The organism is Mobiluncus sp., from assembly GCF_034180645.1.
Taxonomy (GTDB): domain Bacteria; phylum Actinomycetota; class Actinomycetes; order Actinomycetales; family Actinomycetaceae; genus Mobiluncus.
The window spans coordinates 17099-34772 of sequence record NZ_JAXFNY010000008.1 but is presented as its reverse complement, the minus strand read 5'-3'; the positions used below and the strand labels follow the sequence as shown (position 1 = coordinate 34772).

Here is a 17674-nt window from a genome sequence, read left to right as displayed (position 1 = left end):
TTTTCCTGGTCACAAGTCTCGATTTCCCGGTTTTCCGTGTGCCTGCGCGGTTTTTCCCGTTTCCTCATGTTAATCTCGAGGAAAAGAGGGAGCACGTGTGATTAAGTATCTGGGTTCAAAACGCACTTTGGTGCCGGCATTGGCACAGATTGCGGACCTGTCGGGCGCACGCACCGCCCTTGACGCCTTTACCGGGACGACCCGGGTCGCCCAGGCTTTCAAGGCCCTCGGAATCGCCACTGCAGCCAACGATGTGGCCAGTTATTCGAGGGTACTCGCGGACTGCTATATCGCCACCGACAAACGTCAGATAAACGACCGCGAGCTACGAACTCTCTTGTGCGACCTAGAAGCCACCCCCGGCGAGCCGGGATACTTTACAGAAACGTTTTGCGAAAAGTCTCGGTTCTTTCAACCAAAGAACGGAGAACGCATTGACGCTATCCGCAATCGTATCGAGTCGGAGTTTGCCGCAGACCCCCGCTACCCTATCCTGCTGACCTCCCTGATGGAGGCGGCAGACCGGGTAGACTCCACGACCGGACTGCAGATGGCGTACCTGAAACAGTGGGCTCCGCGCGCATACAATGACCTGGAACTGCGAGTACCTGAGCTTTTGGACGGTACGGGCACCACCTACCAGCGTGACACGAACGCACTCATCGCCGACCCCGCGACCCCGCGTTTTGACCTGGTTTACCTAGATCCGCCCTATAACCAGCATCGTTACTTTACGAACTATCACATTTGGGAGACGCTGATTCGCTGGGATTGCCCCGAGGCTTACGGCGTGGCGCAAAAGCGGGTGGACGCCCGGGATTCCGCCACACATTCGGCGTATAACCGGAAACGCGAGATGCCCCAGGCCCTGCAAAGCCTGATTGCCCAGGTCGACACGGACACGCTGGTGCTGTCCTATAACAATGAATCTTGGATTGATTTTGACACCCTGTTTGACGCGGTGGCGGCTGGTTTTGAGGACTGCGTAGCGCTGGCTTTTGACTATAAACGCTACGTGGGTGCCCAAATCGGCATCTATAACCCGGAGGGAACCAAGGTTGGTAAAGTCACTCACCTGCGGAATCTGGAATACCTGTTCGTCGGGTGCAGCGCGCAGGTTGGCGCGCGTATCCGGGCTGCTTTTCACGTCCCCGACACCACGGAAGCGCCCTCAGAACCGCGCCCCCTCGCCCAAGTGGGCTAGTCTCCTTTCGCAATTAAACCAAACTAAAAACTATCGAGCCGTGGTTGAAACGAGCAATCGAAACGATATCGAAAACCTAAGGTTCAGCGAAGATTTTTGTACAGATACCATCTTCTAAATCTCTGATTGAGTATATGTGCTCCATGTTTTCAAAGGTTTCTCGCAGATTCCCCCGAGCGCCGTTCCATCCTTTGCCATCAGTGAACCAGACGAATTGAAAACCTGGAATTTGTTGAGCTTCCTGGGCAAGTTGTTTGTAGGAACGGGCGGTCTCGTTCAGTTTTGAGCCTCCTGAACCATAGAAATTCGTCTCAATTCCAAAAACCGTAGTATCAGTGCAAACCACGAAGTCAAAGCGCTTAGAGCTTTTGCCGCTATTGGTTAGAGGATCCATGTTCAAACCCCACAACCGCAGATTATTGGTGTTAATTTCTTTGAAATAGGTACCAGAGTCGGGCTTTTTCCGGCTGTCCTGCTCACAGCGGAGTCCCGCCTTTTTCAAGTAACTTTCGACGAGGTCCTCCATGAGGTGCCCGCCCCGGTTCTTCCGAGCGTTGGAATCAAGCCCCGCTTCAACCCCGGTCACATAGTCGTAAAGATTGTCTACGATACGGTTGCTAATCAGATTGAACAACCCGCTTTTTTCCATGAACAAAGCACAGTCTTGGTCACTGAGATGAACAGTCGAAAAGTCAAAAAGGCGGTAACCGTCATCGGGATCCAAGATTGAAATCGTGGTCTCACGTTTTGCGATTAAGATAGGGATAGCTCGACGCACCTCTGGGTAACGCGAGATTAGATTCATGAAATCAGAATAGATGTTCTTTGAACCGACCAGTGAATTAAGAATGTTTAACTCAACCTTAATACTGTCAGTTTGCCTAAATATTTTCTCCCAATCAGCATAGTAGTCGTAGGTGGCAATGGATTCTTTGAAATTACCAATCCAAGTTTCAAAATCACGCAACTGTTTGTCCCTTCCGCTACATAGCTGCTTTCTCTGGGGTTGAGGTCAAACCCAGCAGTCGTTTTTTAGCAATTTCAAGGTATTCAGGGTTGTTGTCAATGCCGATACCACTACGTCCCAGTCGGTTTGCGACCACCACAGTGGTCCCAGATCCCACAAACGGATCCAGCACCAAATCCCTTTCATTGGTTGAAGCCAGTATGATCCTTTCCAACAGGTACTCAGGTTTCTGGGTGGGGTGTTTGCCGAAAGCCTTTTCATTTTTGGGAGTCAGCGTTCCTTGCCAAACGTCCTTCATCTGTTTTCCACCGTTGAGCTCTTTCATCAAATTGTAGTTAAACTTGTGCTTAGCTTTCTTTTCGTCCTTACGTGCCCAAATGACGGTTTCCGTGGAATGCGTGAAGCACCGACAGCCTAGATTGGGAGGGGGATTAAGTTTCTGCCAGGTGATGTTGTTCAGTATCTTGAATCGTTCTTGTTCTAAAGCAAAACCAATGGAATAAATGTTGTGGAACGTGCCGGAAATCCAGATGCTGCCGTCTAGTTTCAAGACGCGCTTACATTCACGAACCCAACGTCTGTTGAACTCGTGTTTTTCTGACAGTGGCAGCCCCTTGTCCCAATCACCCTTGTTGACCGACACCTGTTTACCGCCAGAGCAAGAAATTCCATCATTGGAGAGAAAATACGGTGGGTCAGCAAAAATCATGTCAATGCTCTGTTCCTCAAGGCTTTCCAGAGCATCAAAAACATCTGCAAGAATCAGCTTCGCCATGGGGGTTTGAAAGAATATGCTTGATGCCTCAGCTTTCGTTATCCGGGGCTCCCAGATAATTGGTAACAATGACTTCGGTTCCTCTGCGCTTTGAGGCATCGGAATTAATTGCACGCCGTACCGAAACGACATCAATTCTGTAGTCTTTATACAGGTCCCGAATCAGGCGCGTATCATGGTTGGTAAGCATGACAAAACAACCCCGTTTATCCAAATCCTTAAATAAAACTGCCAGACGTTCGTGGTCCTCTTTATGGAACCCCTCTTTGGTGTAGTCCTGAAAGCTATCGGCCTTGATAGGCGCATAAGGACTATCAAGAAAAACAAAATCACCCCTACCCGCGTCCCGACAAGCCTGCTCAAAGTCAACATTGAGCAAAGTAGCGCCCTGGAGCATTCTAGAAACGGCATAAATGTTGTCCTCGTTGAGAGACGAAGCGGTAGAACCGTTATAGGGGACGTTGAACTCCCCTTTTGCATTGACCCGATACAACCCGTTGAAACAATGCTTATTTAAGAACAACATCAACGCGTCCGATTCCAGGCCATAGTCTTGTTTACGGATTAAATCGTTGTAGCGGCTACGCAGCGTGTAAAAATACTCGCTGGCGGGCTCTTTCTCCCGAGGCAACGCGCCATCAATCGCATTAACCGCGTCAATAATCCCCTCTGGGTCTGTCTGAATACGCCGGTAAAGGCTCATGAGCGCTGCATTTATATCGTTTACGGTCATCTTTGGCGGTTGCAGACTGAACAGAACCGCACCACCACCTAGGAACGGCTCAAAATAATGATCGTACTGGGCTGGCGCGCGCCCGATGATGCGGTCCAGCAACTGCCGCTTTCCTCCAGCCCACTTCACTACGGGTTCCGGATTCTTCACGCTCAATCGCCTCCGCCCACTCTCATCTTTACTAGTGTAGCGGCTACCCCGTACCGTGACAGAACACCAGGGCGCTGGCTTACTCTTTAGGGAGCAAAACGATTCCGTCCAGTTGGTCAACGGTTCTTGAAGTAACGGAATAGGTGTGATTCCTTGACTCCGCCCCACTGGAGCGCAGGCACTTCCCAAGGGGGTGCTTTTCTTCGCATAATCGCCCATCGCCATCATCAGAACTCCAAGTGTTCGTTTTCATGTCGGTGGTCAGTTACACGTTTAGGAGTTACTCCGTCCTTAATTCCAGTTGCCCCATTTTCACGGCGATTTCGCCGCGCCGGGCTCCGAGTTCGGTGATGACATCACGGACATAGCTTCCGACTGTATTTTCGGCGAGCCCAGTCGCCCGGGAGATTTCCCGGTTTGTCATTGACTGGGCCAGACAGTCGGCAACTTTGCGCAGTCGCGGGGGAAGATTCTCTAAACGGCGGGCAAATTCGGGGTCAACAGGTTCAGGCTCTCCTTGCAGGTAAAAGTCTCGCAGCATATCCAACGGGCGGTCATCCAACACGGTTTTTCCTTTATAAGCGCGGTGAATGAGTTCGGCGATTTCCTCTGACGGTGTGTCCTTGGTCAAAAATCCTTTAGCCCCGGTCTCGAGCGCCTGGCGTAAGGTTTCGGGACGCTCAAAAGCGGTCAGCATGAGTGCCACCGCTTCAGGGCGCTGTTCTAGGAGCCGTTGCAAAGTGGCGATACCATCCAAACCAGGCATCCCAATATCCAGCAGTGCCACATCCCACTCGACTTGCGAGGCCAATTCCAGCAGTGCAGTCCCGCAATTAGCTGTACCCACCAGGTCTAGGCTCGGCTGTCTACGGAGGAGAATGCTTTCCTGCTCCATATAGAGGGGGTCATCATCGGCAAAAATCACCCGCAACACTGAATCGTTATTGTTTTGCATTAAAGTCCCCCTCCTCGATGGGTAGCTCTGCGTGGACAATCCACCAACCGTTGCTCGACCACGCTTCGAGGCTGCCCCCGGAATCACCCAGGCGCTTTTCTAGCTGTAGAAGGCCTTTCCCGGAACTCATCACCGCGTCCTGAACTTCTTCAGATACCCGATTTTTCATCATAAATTCCACGAGGTTGCCGCTGCGAGAAATGCTTAGGGTCACCGACGCGCTGGGGGAAGCATATTTGATTGCATTGGTTATGGTTTCGCGCAAAATAGTGATTAGTTGATTCTCGATGTAATCAGGCAGCGCTTTCAGTTCTTGCCCGCTGGAATCCAGCTCGAGGCGAAGCCCCGCCCCGGCAGCGACGCTGGTGGCCCTGTCCAGTTCTTTTTTGAGGTGCGGGCGGATTTCTTTTTGATCCTGCCTGGTGTCTAACAGTTGGATAATCTCTCGCAACTCGCTAAGAGCGTTTCTCGTTTCTTGACGCAATAGTTCTGCCTTGGAATGCGTGGGTGAATCGGATGGTAGTTCCCCGCAAATTACCTCAGCGGTAGACGCCACAATGGAAAGAGTCCCAGCCACTGAATCGTGTAGTTGCACCGATAAACCATCACGAAAGGCCTGGGTTTCTTGGATGGTTTGGAGCTTTTGATTCCATAACTGGTTCAAAGCGCCGTCACGTTCATCAACGTATCTTCGCAGCATATACCCAGCAGTGAAACTGGCAATAAGCAGTATGGACGTAAGAATGCTCGTTGCTGGATAGAGCGGTGCACCCAGGAAGAAGCTCGCCGCAAGGAAGAATATTGCTAGTACAGCATCGACATAGTACCTACGCCACCCCCATAGAAAGATTACGGCCATGCACAGATATCCCAGCATTCCCACGAATGAGCTGGGAAGAGCCACAAAAATTGCATCAGCTAAGAGATAGACCCAGCCACCTAGTCGGGGCCAAAACAGGAATAATATCGACGAAATACTGAGAATGGCAGCGGCAATCAAGCTTGTTGGGCGGGGCGGGAACTGGAATAAAAAGAGGTCAACCACCAAAGCAAGGACTATAAGCAACAGCATTCCGAGACGATAGCCCCAGACTGATTTCTGCGGCCCCAATGACTCAAAATATCTCATGAAGACTTCCCAGTTCGCAGCAACTCACATTCTATCAGAGGCTACTTCCGCAAGGAAGTTTTTGCAATACCCCGATTTTGGGGTATTCACACGCTTGATGTTCGTTGTTAGTCTGAAAAAGGCTCTCAACCATTGTGAGCCAATTCTATTGTCGAAACTAGATAGATGTGCAATCTGCCCTGAAATCGAGAGAGGAGGGGAAACAATGGATGTTCAGGTTGAAGTCGCTGAAGATGTAGAAGCTGCCACTTGGTGGATTATTTTCTAAATGCAACGAGTTGTCCAATCGTATGGAGCCCTGTTGACTCGGGGCTCCATACGACAGCGACGGCTACAGATGGAGAATATGTAATGAAATACAAACGTCCAATAATAAAAAAGACACAACCGGTGTACAGAATCACCCCATCGACTTTTCGCATAGGTGCACAGCTTGGGACTACCGCGGAATTTACAGATCGAAAAGGAGAGATGTGGAACCTGATCAAAAATTTAGATGGAAGAACTGTAGATGAAGTCGTATCCTCCGTAAGGATGAGTTTCCCGGGGTTGAGCAGAGATGACGTCCTAGATGGGCTGCGTGTGCTGGACAAATATGGTTTTCTAGATGATGTAGCCTCAGAGGTCGGGGTTCCATCGAGATACCTACCAAACGTTCGCTATTTTTCGGCATCAGGTAATATTTTACGATCTACATTTCGCACAAATCTTAATCACATCTGGATGTGGTCAAGTCCTGCACGATTTGTTGCAATTTGCAGCGGACTTGTTATTGATATTTCGATTGCTGCTCTGCTGATTTTAATATTACCTGATTCCAGTCCCTGGTTGTCTAGCGCCTTGTCTACAATAATATTTCGTATTTTTTGGGAATTTAATATAACGAGAAAAACCGATGCTCGCTGGATTCTATGTTTGGCCTTCGACAATCCTTTATTAATGATTACTCTTAAGAAGGGGAAACTCGCTTTAGTTGTTCATTTACTAGGGATTGCTTATGATGTTACGTTATTTCTTTTATGGCCATTATTATTCGCTTTATCTTCGATTGGATTATTAATTTGATAAATGTTCAGACTAAGTCCTATTGCGCATTTCTTGCCGTACGGAAGTTAAGTAAACAATATCGAGGTACCTCCTCTTATGCTCTTAAGGATGTTTCGTTCGATGTAAACCTTGGTGAACTTACCGCACTTACCGGACCAAATGGCGCGGGTAAAACAACGTTATTAGGAATTATCTCTTCAGCTGTTAAGGCTACTTCCGGAGAAATCTACTACAAAGGTTCATCGCTTCTCAAATCACCAAAAGTTGCGCGTCAAATTTCCGCCTCTATGCCGCAATGGTATGCTCCAATTCGAGGTGTCAACGTGCTTGAATCTCTTAGTGCTGCAGTAATGATTCGAGGTGTGCCTAAAGCAGAATCAAAAAGGAAAGCCACTGCTTATTTGGAACAACTCGGTATAGGCTATTATGCAAAAACCAGCAGCGAAAAACTCTCAGGTGGTCTGCAACGCCTCGTGTCTTTCGGGATGACAGCTCTACAACCTGCAGAGCTTTATCTTTTTGATGAACCAACCAACGACATAGATGCTAGTCGTAGGCTTCAACTCTGGCAGCATATGAGGCAACTAGCTGATAATGGACATGCTGTGATGGTCGTTACTCATGACATGCAGCATACCACACAGTATGTTGATCGTTTTATGGTAGTAGAGTCTGGCAAACTTGTGCTTGATGCAACCCCAGATACTCTCACAAGTTTAGCTTCCAAATTGGTGATCAGATTTACTAATTCCAACTTGCCGTTAATCATTGAAAAAGGTATGCAACGGTGGAAACGAGTAGATGAAGATAAGAACGACTATTATCTTGTGCCTAAAACTCAGTTTTCACTAATTTCCAACCTATATCGGAATGCTCTACAATCCTCGCCCGATTTAGATTTAGTAGTCAGCCCAGTTACTTTCAACCTAATTTACCATGACTTACTCCAGCAAAGTAAGGGAGGTGTGCGATGAATTTCATCATTCATCACACCCGCCAGTTTGCTGGGGTATTTTTGTGGAGTTTCCTGCGTCATCGATATCTCTTGCCTATTCTTACGATAGTACAAGTCTTTTTCGCTTTAGCTATCGTTTACGGTGCGACTCTTTTAATGGGAGATTTAGATGCCACTGGTACTGAAATAGTTTGCGTTGGAACAATAGAGTTGTCTCTTATAGCTATTGCTATTTCGATAGCGCCTCAAATTTTGTCTCAAAGTCGAACCGAAAAATTCTTAGATTACCAAAAAAATCTGCCTATATCGAGACCTTTGCTGCTGTTTTCTGATTTTTTGATCTGGATTTTAGTAGCACTGCCTGGAATAGTCGCGATAATCATGGCGTGTTGGTTACGTTTTGGTCTCTTTCCAATGCTTTCGTGGCAATTGCTTACAGTTTTACTGATTAGCATAATCACTTATCTAGCTTTAGGATATACGCTGGCGTTATGGCTACCAGAAGCCGGGGCCCAGGTTGCGAGCCAGTTATTGATGATTACCGCGCTGCTGTTTGCCCCGATTCTCTATCCGGCATCGAGATTGCCAGAGTGGCTGAATGTGATTCATGATTGCTTACCTTTTGTCCCTTCGCGCAAGTTAATGGGCTATTACGCTTTTGCGCAACCATTGCCTGATTCGAAAAGACTATTGTATACTCTGATTGTCTGGCTCTGCGTAACCTTGACGCTTTGTTTAGTTGGATTGTCCAGAAGGAAGTAAAAATGTTAGAAACACAAAACTTGGCCAAGTCGGTGGAGGGCAAAATCCTGGTTGATGATATCAGTTTCTTAGCTGAGCCCGGACAAATCGTGGCAATCATCGGTCCTAATGGTGCTGGTAAGTCCACGCTGCTGAAAATTCTTGCCACATTAATTTGGCCTACTTCCGGCAGTTTCAGTTTCCAAAACCAGCAAGTTGACGGAAATTCTTCCGATTGGTACCTCAGTATAATGGGAACGAATCTGTCACTGCCTAAGGGGGAGGACTCGCGTAGTTGTCTTGAATTGCTGGACTCTCGGTTGGTTTACGGTGAGGTAGCCCATGTAACTCCGGAGAATATTCTCAAGACGGTAGGTCTGCTTGAGAAAGCACATATCCCCTTGTCGAAACTATCAACAGGGATGCGCTCTAGACTGGCTTTAGGTCTAGCGCTCACGAATCAGCCAGAATTGTTATTGTTGGATGAACCAACCATCGGAATCGATGCCTCCGGTGTAGAGGGATGTGTCGAAATCATTCGTTCTGCAACTGCTCGCGGAACAACGACAATTTTAGTGAGCCACGATTTTCCCCTCGTATCTTCATTAGCCAATCGGATTTTCTTCATGAACCAAGGTTCTTTCACAGACTCCTGCGTCAACCGCAATAAATATGATGCTTTCCTTAACAAATATTCAAATCTGATCAACGCACAGGTAAAAAAATGAAACAGTACGAACGGCGTATTTTGAACAAAAAAGCTTATTGGATACTAGCGTCGGTTTCCTTGGCCGTACCTCTGGTGTTCTCTTTATTCTTTAGCTTTCTTGGCGTGGATAGGGCGACTTCTCTCGGGCCGTTTCCACTAACCCTGAGCATCTCTATACCTGCCGCGATTACGTTATTCATCGCTACGATATACGTGAGCTGGATAGTATCCTACAGCGTTGTTTACGATTACCTTCCAGACAAACGCTCCTTCCTGTTTAGCCTCCCAGGTGGTCGGACGAAAGTGTTTCAAACTAAGTTGCATTTGCACTCTGCGCTAGGCGCGGGCGCAGTATCAATAGGATTTTGGATCTCTGAATCATTCTATTGCGCTGTCTCAGGAATCTCTTTACTGACGCCGCTATTCTACGCGGCAATTTTGGCCATCTCAGTATTTAGCATGGCAATAATCTGTGCTTGCGTTGGGGTTATATCCGGGTCCACGCGCGCAACAGTGTTGAACGGTATTATTTGGGCCTGCCTGATTCCGAATGCACTGGCAAATAGCGGTCCAGTCTGGGTGTCCTTAATCGCAGGCAGTAGTACCGCTGTTTTTTGTCTGGGTGTTGCTGCCGCATTGGGAATGTTGACCAGGCAGAAGGTGCGGAAAATCGACTGTTTTTAAAAACCAAACTTTTACTTCCGAAACCTGACTTCCCAATTTCTAATGACCTAAATCGACCTTTGCTGAGTAAAAATGAACGCGAGTATTTTCTTAGCCATGCCAAAATCATATAGCGCACCCCAGATACGATAATTGCCGTTTAGATAGGGACTGCGTAGCGCTGACTTTTGACTATAAACGCTACGTGGGTGCCCAAATCGGTATCTATAACCCGGAGGGAACCAAGGTTGGTAAAGTCACTCACCTGCGGAATCTGGAATACCTGTTCGTCGGGTGCAGCGCGCAGGTTGGCGCGCGTATCCGGGCTGCTTTTCACGTCCCCGATACCCCGGAAGCGCCCTCAGAACCGCGGCTGCTCGCCCAAGTTGGCTAGCTCCGGCGGGCTGTTGTAAGTCCGCGTGATCGGGTGGAAACCCTGTACGCTGCGAAACGTTTTCTTATAAACTGTAGCAGTAAATGGGCATTAGTCTGCGGACGGTTCTAGGCAACAGGGGGGTGCGTCGTGAGTGTGCGGGTGAGTGTGCGGGTGAGTGTTTCCCCAGAATTGCTATTGTGGGCGGTAGAACGCAGTGGTAAATCCCTGCTCGACCTGACCGAGAGCATTCCCGGTCTGGGGAACTGGATTAGCAAAAAAACCAGCCCGACTCTCAAGCAATTACAGTCTTTTGCGGATAAAACCCACACGCCTGTTGGGATGCTGTTCTTGGACACTCCTCCGGCAGAAGTTCTGCCTATCCCGGATATGCGAACAGTGAAGAACCGGGATCTTACGCACTTAACAGCAGACTTGCTGGATACGATCTATGATTCCCAAGCTAAACAAGACTGGTACCGTGACTATGCGCTGGAAAACGGTGCAGAACCTCTCGATTTCGTCGCTTCCTGTAGTACAGGAACTCCTGTACAAGAAGCCGCAGAAATGGCTAAAACGCTGTTGAAACTGCCCTTAACCCACCAAGAAGCCAGAAACTACGATGAGGCTTTTCGGATTTTATGCCAAAGGGTTGAAGAGACCGGGATACTCGTCATAGTGAACGGGATAGTTAAGCACAATACTCACCGGATTCTAGACGTTGACGAATTCAGAGGATTCGCCCTGACAGATGCAATCACACCGCTAATATTCATCAACGGTCAAGATACCCGTGCTGGGAAAATTTTCACCCTCCTACACGAGTTTGGGCACATACTTCTGGGGCAAAGCGCACTAGACAACCCCACGCTTACCGATACGGGAAAATCCGATAAGAACGATACAGAACTGTGGTGTAACGAATTCGCGGCACACACCCTGATTCCCGATTCTCTCATCACAAACATAACCACAAGAGAACTCAACCAACAATTAGTCGATAACCTGGCTCGACAAACCTACACCAGCACGCTAACAGTACTGAACCGGCTTTACGGAGCGGGGCTATTATCCTGGGACAAATACACCACCTGGTATAAACAAGAAGAAGAACAAGCATTAGAATACCTGCATAACTCGACCCCGGGCAGTGCAGGGGGAAACTTTTATAACATGCTCCCCTTGCGTGCTAGTAAAACCCTGACCCGCGCGGTAATTACTAGCACTCTCGAAGGGCAAACCCTGTACACCGAAGCGTTAAGCATCCTCGGAATCAAAAATCCGGAAGCTATAGATCACCTCGCAAAACACTTGGAGGTGGCGTGACGTACCTGTTAGACACAAACATTTTTATCGAGTCCAAAAACCGCTATTATGGTTTCGACATAGCTCCCGGGTTCTGGGAGTGGCTAAATAGAGCCATGACCAACGGTGATATTAACAGTATTAAAAATGTTTATGACGAGCTGATGAACGGTAACGACAAAGATCTCCTTACCTGGATAAATTCCAGGAAAGGGTTTTTCCTGGACATTGACGAAAACACCTTGAAATATGTGAAAGACTTGAGTACCTGGGCTGGAGACCAACACTACAAGCAACATGCGATTAACACCTTCCGGCAAAGCGCTGACCTGTTCCTAGTTGCTTACGCTAAAGCGCATGGCTTTGTTGTAGTAACACTGGAAAAACCAGAACCAAACCGGAAAAGCCGCATAAAGATACCCGAAGCCTGCCAACACCTTAAAGTAGAATACTGCAACACTTTTGACATGATGCGTTCACTAAAAGCCAAGCTGATACTTTGACCTTTAGTACTGCGCCCCAGCGGCGTTCCTTACATATTTTAATCACGATAAGGGGGCCTGGGACTTCTATTCACCAGGGCGCTGGCTTACTCTTTTGGCAGCAAAACGATTCCGTCCAATCGGTTAACGGTTCTTGAAGTACCGGAACAGGTGTGATTCCTTGACTCTGTTAATCCCCAGCACCACGCCGAAAACAAAACCTCCGCTTCCCGCTAGGAAAGTCCTTAGCCCTGCCCCAAAACTGACTAAAGCGTCTGGGGCTGCGCCGAAAGCAGCGGCAAACCACCCAAACGGCAGCCAGGTGATAAGGGAAAAAAACAGAACAATGCTAGTTTCGGCGAGACTTATCAGCAGCAAAGTTAACCGGTCTATTCCACAATGGAGGTTAGAAGACAACACTAAGCGGCGCGAAAATATCCAGACAAAACCAATCACGAAACCGGCAATAGCAGACAGACCAACCGCGAGTCTCAACAACGTGTCCCATGAATTCGCTGCGTTGAACGCCCGGCCAAGACTTGTGTTGAGTTGCTGTGGCGTAGGAATCTCATCCCCTGCCCCGGTGGATTGGTTTATTTTTAGCGATGACAACAGCAAACTCGCGTCCTCAGGGCTTGCCGGCCATGTCTCGATGAGGCACTGGCTAAAATCCTTTACGACCGCTACAGGCATAACGACCGCATATCCTAGGTCACGGTTACGACCATCATCGGGGTAGGCAAATATCCCGGCTATAGAGAGTTTCTGCCCGTCGAGCAAAACCACTTCTTCGCCGGGGCGCACCCCCAAAGTTTGTGCCAGAGTGTCAGTAATCCACACGCCGGGCTGATTCAGGAAAACCGCTCCGGTGGTGTTCGCTGACAACAAGCGCCAAAAATCAGGGGTGGCTTCAAAAGTGGAAACTGCCCGCGATGGCATAGCTGCGAAATAAATGTCTTTACCCTCCCGCAAGGCACCCGCTGCCTGCACCGAACCGACGCCTTTTAGATTAACGCACCTCTGTGAATCCACCATCTCGTTCGCACGTATCACATAGGTAGAGGCTCCCGACTCACGAAAGTGTGTTCCTGCTCGAGCCACCCCAGAGCCGTAGCTACTGACGAAAACGGATCCCAATCCCACAATTACTAAGAGCACCAATGCGCTCAACAATATGCTGCCTGCCCCTGTGCTAAAGTTGCGCCAGGCTTCGCGCCAGATTTCTGAGCCGCGCATCATTTTGCGAATTCCTTTAAGTTAATAACACGCTGCGCACTGCTGGCCGTATCCGGGTCGTGAGTGGCAATCACCACAATGGTGTTAGTCGAGGCAAGCTCCCCTAAGACCGCATTCACCGAGGCAGCTGTGTGGGTGTCAAGTTGCGCAGTAGGCTCGTCCACTAGCAGAAGCGCTGGCTGAGCGGCGAAAGCACGAGCCAGCATCAGCCGGGTTGCTTGCCCGCCCGAGAGCGTTGCGTAGGGCTGAACGGCTTGCTGGGACAGGTCGAAACGTTCCAATAGCTGGTAAGACAGCTTTTCTGCCTCTCGTCTTGACGCGCCGCCCGCCAATATCGGCAAGGACACGTGGTCAATAACGCTGCGCTTAGGTGAACCCAGCGGATTTTGGAAAACCCACGAAATTTTCCCCTCCCCTTCCCGGGTAATTTCGCCCTCCGTGGGTGACTCCCACCCGGCCAGTAGCGACAAGAGAGTCGATTTACCACACCCTGAAGGTCCGGTGATAGCAACCATTTCACCCGATTCGAGGGTGAAACTAAGGTTTTCAAAAAGGTTCCCAGTGCCCTGGAAACGATGTGCCAAACCGGAAACTACGAGGCGCACGGCGGCGCGTCCTTTCCCGGATTCACCCGCACCGTTTTCGGCAAGGTAGAGTCGCCAGAGCTTTTTCCTTGAGCCACCACAATGGTCTGACCGAGTTCAGAAGAAACAATCCGCACCCGGTAGGCTTTCTTTCCTGAAAGTACGCAGGCCGTATCAGCATCTATACCGTAAAGAGCAGCGGCCGGAACCGAGATAGCCGAAAGCGGATTCTTTAACTCCGCCGTCACGTTGAGCTGTTGGCTCTCAGGGTTTTCTGACCAGGCTCGATAGCTAGAGGTAGCAGCAAAAGCTGCTAAGAAAGCACTATCTGTGATTTTACCGTCAGGGGGAATTTCAACTTTTGCTTTACCCGCTACCGCCATGCGCGCGGTGTCAGGAACCGGATCCACCTTGAGTGCGGAGATTACATCACTGATGGTTGCTACCGAAGTTCCCGCCCCAATCTCAGTTCCGAGTTTAGACGAGCAGGCTTTCACCCCGACTTCCACAGCCGGAATCCAGATAAGACGCATTTTGGGCAATGACTGCGTGTCATGCACGCCGAGCGTGCCCCATAGTTTCTTTAGCGCCAAGCTCGTAGCTTGATTCCATTTTCCGCTCGGGGTGACTGGATAACCGAGTTTTTGCAGCTCAGCTTGGAGGGCATTGACATCAACGCCGTTGGTATCCGGTTGGAGGTCACGCCACAACGGCACCTCGGTGTGCAAGGCCAGCAATGGTTGTCCATCAAGCGAAATGAAACTGGTTCCAGACTTGATAGTGTCTCCAGGCGTGCAGGTATATGCCGTGATAGTGCCTGAACCATTGACCACCAGCTCGCCTCCAGATAGGAGCGTGGCCGTAACTGGCAGACGCTTGGGGTCAAGGAACTTAATTGTTGGCGTGGAAATCTCTTTAGAATCATCACTAACCAGGCTCAGTCCGGGTGTTTTCACGGGTGCCAAAACGAAACCCAAACACGCCCCCAAGGCAAGAGCCAGCGTAACCGCCACTACAACCAGCCGCCAGGACACTTGACTTTTTTTATTAACCGTTTCCAACAGTTCTCCGCTCCTAGATTTATTCACCAATTGTGACACTCGAGGGCTGTTTATTGTGCAATTTCACCACTGCGGGTCAGCCTGGCAATGCGAAATCTCCGGGTCGTCACCGTTGAGTTCACGCCCGCCAGGAAGAACAATAGTGGGCACCTCCGAGTTTGCAATCTTCTCGTTGATTTTCGCGTTTTGAGCTTCAAGACACTGATAATAATCCTGCTCATTCTTATCGCATTGATTATCTGCAGAAAAAGTCGGTAAATCAGCCTGTAGGGTTTTCAAGTCTTTACCGGTGAAATCTTTGGGAACCAAATCATGGCGCACAAAACAAGCCGCCAACACATCATCCAGGTCCTCGTTCTGCGGGTTTTCACGCATCCGATCATACAAACTCAATACGTCTCGAGTGTCCACGGAGCATTTATCATCCACTTGCAGCGGAACGTCGCCAACAGTGTCTATCTGCTTAATTCCGTATTGGTCTGTACTTACCTGCGTCTCATAACCGTTTTCACTAAGACAACTTATATATTTACTGCGGGCTTCCTCGGCTTCCTCATCACTGATGTTTCTGTCCGCCAGCACATTCTTTACAAAAGTCGAGGAATTCTCGTCAAGTAGTTGAGCAATTTCGGCTGAGTAGGCGCCCTCTGTCTCATTATCGTGACTGGCACAACCCGCTAGGAGGACACAGGCGGAAAACAAAACGAGGATACTTGTCTCAAGTTTCCGCACCATCGCAGTTACACCTCTAGAGCTGACTAATTGAATTGTAAAATACCAGAACCACCATCGAGAGTTCCCTGGGGTCGTACGGCAATACTCACCGCCCCTGGGCTTCCAGCCCAGTTACCATTCACATAGTAGAGACGAGGGTTATTGTCATTTAAATAGTACGGTTTCTTAGCTTTCAGCCACTTACCTGAGCTACAGCTGTTTACCTTCACTCCAAAACCCATACTGTCGTTCCTGATTACCGTAAAGGTACATCCCGCCGATTGTGTAGAGTTGCCGAGGAGTTCGTCATTGGAAAAGTCTGTTTCCGATGCATAGCCCAACTGGGCGGGCAACGAAATGGTTAGAGCCAGCATTGCCATTGGAATGAGTTTTGCTACGTGTGACATCTTCGTCTCCTTTCACGAATTTACCCTATCACACATCTGAGTCTACCCCGTGTCAACGAACCGGAGTACCTTAGGTATATTGAGCGCGATAGTGGGTTTGGGCTACAGATCACAAGGGCGCTGGCTTACTCTTTTGGCAGCAAAACGATTCCGTCCATGTCGGCGTGCAAGATGTCTCCGGGGCGCCACGTGATGCCCCCGAAGTTTAGCTCCACATCGCTTTCACCCACGCTGTCTTTGGCGGATTTACGAGGGGTAGTGCCCAGCGCTTTCATGCCCAGAGCCAGACCGCGGATCGTTGCGGAGTCGCGAATCGCCCCGTTGATGACGACCCCGGCCCAACCGTTCTTTACTGCGGCACCCGCAATCATGTCCCCGCACAAGGCCGTGTGCAGGTCCCCCTCTCCGTCAACGACCAGGACCCGGCCCTCCCCCGGCGTGTTGAGCGTGGCTTTCACCAGGCCGTTATCCAGGTGGCAGTGGATTGTGGTAATCTGGCCGGCGAAAGCCTTGTGCCCGCCAAAGTTAGCCATCTGAATATCGCAAACCCGCAGTTTGTCACCGTATTCGTCATACAAATCCGTGGTCGCGAGAGGGGCTATCATGTTCTGTTTCATTGTCGTTTCCTTTCCGAAACACCACTGCATACCGCAAGAATGGTACTAATGCACCGGTCTCGGGGAGCTGGCGTCACCAGTCTAACGAATTTCTCGAACTTACCGAGGGGGAAAGGCAACTCCCAGGAATTTGGCGACTTCACGGGTCTCCGGGTGGGTTTTCAGCTCCTCCAACGTGCCGGTCTGACGAATCGCCCCATCGAGCATGATCCCCACCCGATCCGCCACCAGGGCGGCCTCCGACTGATCGTGAGTGACGTAAACGGCGGTGATGTGGCTGCGTTTCACAATGTCGCGGATTTCGGCGGCTAACTCGTACTTCAGCTGTTCGTCAAGGGCGGAAAGCGGCTCATCTAGCAGCAGCAGTTTCGGCCTAGCCGCTAGGGCGCGAGCGAGGGCGACCCGCCCGGCCTGTCCTCCCGAGAGAGTATCGACACGGCGCTTTTCCATGCCCTCTAACCGCACCAGCTGCAGCATTTCGGCGACCGTGGTGGCTATTTCCGTTTTGCTAGGGCGCGGTCGGCGCAGTTCCAGGGCGTAGCCGACATTGCGTTCCACGTTGCGGTTGGCAAACAGCTGGCCGTCTTGGAACAGCATCGCGAATCCGCGCCGATGGGTGGCAATGGGCTCCTGGTTGACGCCGTCCCAGGTCAGAGTGCCGGAATCGGCTGGCAGCAATCCCGCCACAACCTGCAGCAGGGTTGATTTCCCACAGCCCGACGGCCCCAGCAGCACCATGATTTCGCCCCGGTTTACGTCCAGGTTCACGTCCTGTAAAACCGGCATGGGAGCCTCACCGCGTCGGTTTGGCGGGTAGGAAAAGGTCACTTGCCGCAGGCACAAGCCTGGGTGGGCAGTATCATTCAC

General features: G+C 50.0%; 20 protein-coding genes. 8 read left to right on the top strand and 12 right to left on the bottom strand.

The window, feature by feature from the left end:
- Nucleotides 1-97 precede the first annotated feature (97 nt).
- Entirely contained in the window at nucleotides 98-1204 is a 1107-nt protein-coding gene (locus tag SPI05_RS02895; RefSeq protein WP_321076005.1) for a DNA adenine methylase, read from the top strand.
- 76 nt (nucleotides 1205-1280) lie between these two features.
- Here SPI05_RS02895 and SPI05_RS02890 read toward each other — a convergent pair whose 3' ends face one another.
- The 5 genes from SPI05_RS02890 to SPI05_RS02870 form a co-directional block, all read right to left on the bottom strand.
- Complete coding sequence (locus tag SPI05_RS02890) at nucleotides 1281-2171, bottom strand: type II restriction endonuclease (protein WP_321076002.1); 891 nt, start codon at nucleotides 2169-2171, stop codon at nucleotides 1281-1283.
- A 16-nt stretch (nucleotides 2172-2187) separates the two neighbouring features.
- Entirely contained in the window at nucleotides 2188-2946 is a 759-nt protein-coding gene (locus SPI05_RS02885; protein WP_321076001.1) for a site-specific DNA-methyltransferase, read from the bottom strand.
- A gap of 28 nt (nucleotides 2947-2974) precedes the next feature.
- Nucleotides 2975-3829 (bottom strand): DNA adenine methylase, encoded by an 855-nt coding sequence (locus SPI05_RS02880; RefSeq protein WP_321076000.1) that lies wholly within the window; start codon nucleotides 3827-3829, stop codon nucleotides 2975-2977.
- 280 nt (nucleotides 3830-4109) lie between these two features.
- Nucleotides 4110-4784, bottom strand: a complete 675-nt coding sequence (locus tag SPI05_RS02875) for a response regulator transcription factor (RefSeq protein WP_321075998.1) — start codon at nucleotides 4782-4784, stop codon at nucleotides 4110-4112.
- Nucleotides 4771-5913, bottom strand: a complete 1143-nt coding sequence (locus SPI05_RS02870; RefSeq protein ID WP_321075995.1) for a sensor histidine kinase — start codon at nucleotides 5911-5913, stop codon at nucleotides 4771-4773. Before SPI05_RS02870 ends, SPI05_RS02875 begins: the two co-directional genes overlap by 14 nt.
- Before the next feature lie 351 nt (nucleotides 5914-6264).
- Here SPI05_RS02870 and SPI05_RS02865 point away from each other — a divergent pair, with 351 nt between their 5' ends.
- From SPI05_RS02865 to SPI05_RS02835, 7 genes are all read left to right on the top strand, one after another.
- On the top strand, nucleotides 6265-6978 hold the full coding sequence (locus SPI05_RS02865; protein WP_321075994.1) for a hypothetical protein: 714 nt from the start codon (nucleotides 6265-6267) through the stop codon (nucleotides 6976-6978).
- A complete protein-coding gene (locus SPI05_RS02860; protein ID WP_321075993.1) occupies nucleotides 6933-7934 on the top strand; it encodes an ABC transporter ATP-binding protein in 1002 nt (333 codons plus the stop codon). Before SPI05_RS02865 ends, SPI05_RS02860 begins: the two co-directional genes overlap by 46 nt.
- Nucleotides 7931-8677 (top strand): ABC transporter permease, encoded by a 747-nt coding sequence (locus SPI05_RS02855; protein ID WP_321075990.1) that lies wholly within the window; start codon nucleotides 7931-7933, stop codon nucleotides 8675-8677. The genes SPI05_RS02860 and SPI05_RS02855 overlap by 4 nt, the downstream gene beginning before the upstream one ends.
- A gap of 2 nt (nucleotides 8678-8679) precedes the next feature.
- The gene (locus tag SPI05_RS02850; RefSeq protein ID WP_321075988.1) at nucleotides 8680-9384 is read left to right on the top strand and encodes an ABC transporter ATP-binding protein; all 705 of its coding nucleotides are present in this window, start codon (nucleotides 8680-8682) and stop codon (nucleotides 9382-9384) included.
- 849 nt (nucleotides 9385-10233) lie between these two features.
- Nucleotides 10234-10422, top strand: coding sequence for a hypothetical protein (locus tag SPI05_RS02845; protein ID WP_321075986.1), 189 nt, complete (start codon nucleotides 10234-10236; stop codon nucleotides 10420-10422).
- A 129-nt stretch (nucleotides 10423-10551) separates the two neighbouring features.
- A complete protein-coding gene (locus SPI05_RS02840; protein WP_321075980.1) occupies nucleotides 10552-11727 on the top strand; it encodes an ImmA/IrrE family metallo-endopeptidase in 1176 nt (391 codons plus the stop codon).
- Nucleotides 11724-12209, top strand: coding sequence for a DUF4411 family protein (locus tag SPI05_RS02835; protein WP_321075974.1), 486 nt, complete (start codon nucleotides 11724-11726; stop codon nucleotides 12207-12209). Before SPI05_RS02840 ends, SPI05_RS02835 begins: the two co-directional genes overlap by 4 nt.
- Before the next feature lie 123 nt (nucleotides 12210-12332).
- Here the strand turns inward: SPI05_RS02835 and SPI05_RS02830 are convergent, their stop codons facing one another.
- The 7 genes from SPI05_RS02830 to SPI05_RS02800 form a co-directional block, all read right to left on the bottom strand.
- Nucleotides 12333-13346, bottom strand: coding sequence for a hypothetical protein (locus tag SPI05_RS02830; protein WP_321075971.1), 1014 nt, complete (start codon nucleotides 13344-13346; stop codon nucleotides 12333-12335).
- 77 nt (nucleotides 13347-13423) lie between these two features.
- Entirely contained in the window at nucleotides 13424-14029 is a 606-nt protein-coding gene (locus tag SPI05_RS02825; protein WP_321075970.1) for an ATP-binding cassette domain-containing protein, read from the bottom strand.
- On the bottom strand, nucleotides 14017-15042 hold the full coding sequence (locus SPI05_RS02820; RefSeq protein ID WP_321075967.1) for a hypothetical protein: 1026 nt from the start codon (nucleotides 15040-15042) through the stop codon (nucleotides 14017-14019). The genes SPI05_RS02825 and SPI05_RS02820 overlap by 13 nt, the downstream gene beginning before the upstream one ends.
- 90 nt (nucleotides 15043-15132) lie before the next feature.
- Entirely contained in the window at nucleotides 15133-15804 is a 672-nt protein-coding gene (locus tag SPI05_RS02815; protein ID WP_321075965.1) for a hypothetical protein, read from the bottom strand.
- A 23-nt stretch (nucleotides 15805-15827) separates the two neighbouring features.
- The gene (locus SPI05_RS02810; RefSeq protein WP_321075963.1) at nucleotides 15828-16190 is read right to left on the bottom strand and encodes a hypothetical protein; all 363 of its coding nucleotides are present in this window, start codon (nucleotides 16188-16190) and stop codon (nucleotides 15828-15830) included.
- Nucleotides 16191-16315: 125 nt separating this feature from the next.
- Nucleotides 16316-16807, bottom strand: coding sequence for a ribonuclease E activity regulator RraA (rraA, locus tag SPI05_RS02805; RefSeq protein ID WP_321075961.1), 492 nt, complete (start codon nucleotides 16805-16807; stop codon nucleotides 16316-16318).
- A 99-nt stretch (nucleotides 16808-16906) separates the two neighbouring features.
- The gene (locus SPI05_RS02800; protein ID WP_321075959.1) at nucleotides 16907-17674 is read right to left on the bottom strand and encodes an ABC transporter ATP-binding protein; all 768 of its coding nucleotides are present in this window, start codon (nucleotides 17672-17674) and stop codon (nucleotides 16907-16909) included.

What these genes read in the sequence shown, in the direction of transcription:
- SPI05_RS02855 (WP_321075990.1), top strand. Translation starts at nt 7,931, where the DNA reads ATGAATTTCATCATTCATCACACCCGCCAGTTTGCTGGGGTATTTTTG.
- SPI05_RS02885 (WP_321076001.1), bottom strand. Translation starts at nt 2,946, where the DNA reads ATGGCGAAGCTGATTCTTGCAGATGTTTTTGATGCTCTGGAAAGCCTT.
- SPI05_RS02875 (WP_321075998.1), bottom strand. Translation starts at nt 4,784, where the DNA reads ATGCAAAACAATAACGATTCAGTGTTGCGGGTGATTTTTGCCGATGAT.
- SPI05_RS02815 (WP_321075965.1), bottom strand. Translation starts at nt 15,804, where the DNA reads ATGGTGCGGAAACTTGAGACAAGTATCCTCGTTTTGTTTTCCGCCTGT.
- SPI05_RS02860 (WP_321075993.1), top strand. Translation starts at nt 6,933, where the DNA reads ATGGCCATTATTATTCGCTTTATCTTCGATTGGATTATTAATTTGATA.
- SPI05_RS02850 (WP_321075988.1), top strand. Translation starts at nt 8,680, where the DNA reads ATGTTAGAAACACAAAACTTGGCCAAGTCGGTGGAGGGCAAAATCCTG.
- SPI05_RS02870 (WP_321075995.1), bottom strand. Translation starts at nt 5,913, where the DNA reads ATGAGATATTTTGAGTCATTGGGGCCGCAGAAATCAGTCTGGGGCTAT.
- SPI05_RS02810 (WP_321075963.1), bottom strand. Translation starts at nt 16,190, where the DNA reads ATGTCACACGTAGCAAAACTCATTCCAATGGCAATGCTGGCTCTAACC.
- SPI05_RS02865 (WP_321075994.1), top strand. Translation starts at nt 6,265, where the DNA reads ATGAAATACAAACGTCCAATAATAAAAAAGACACAACCGGTGTACAGA.
- rraA (WP_321075961.1), bottom strand. Translation starts at nt 16,807, where the DNA reads ATGAAACAGAACATGATAGCCCCTCTCGCGACCACGGATTTGTATGAC.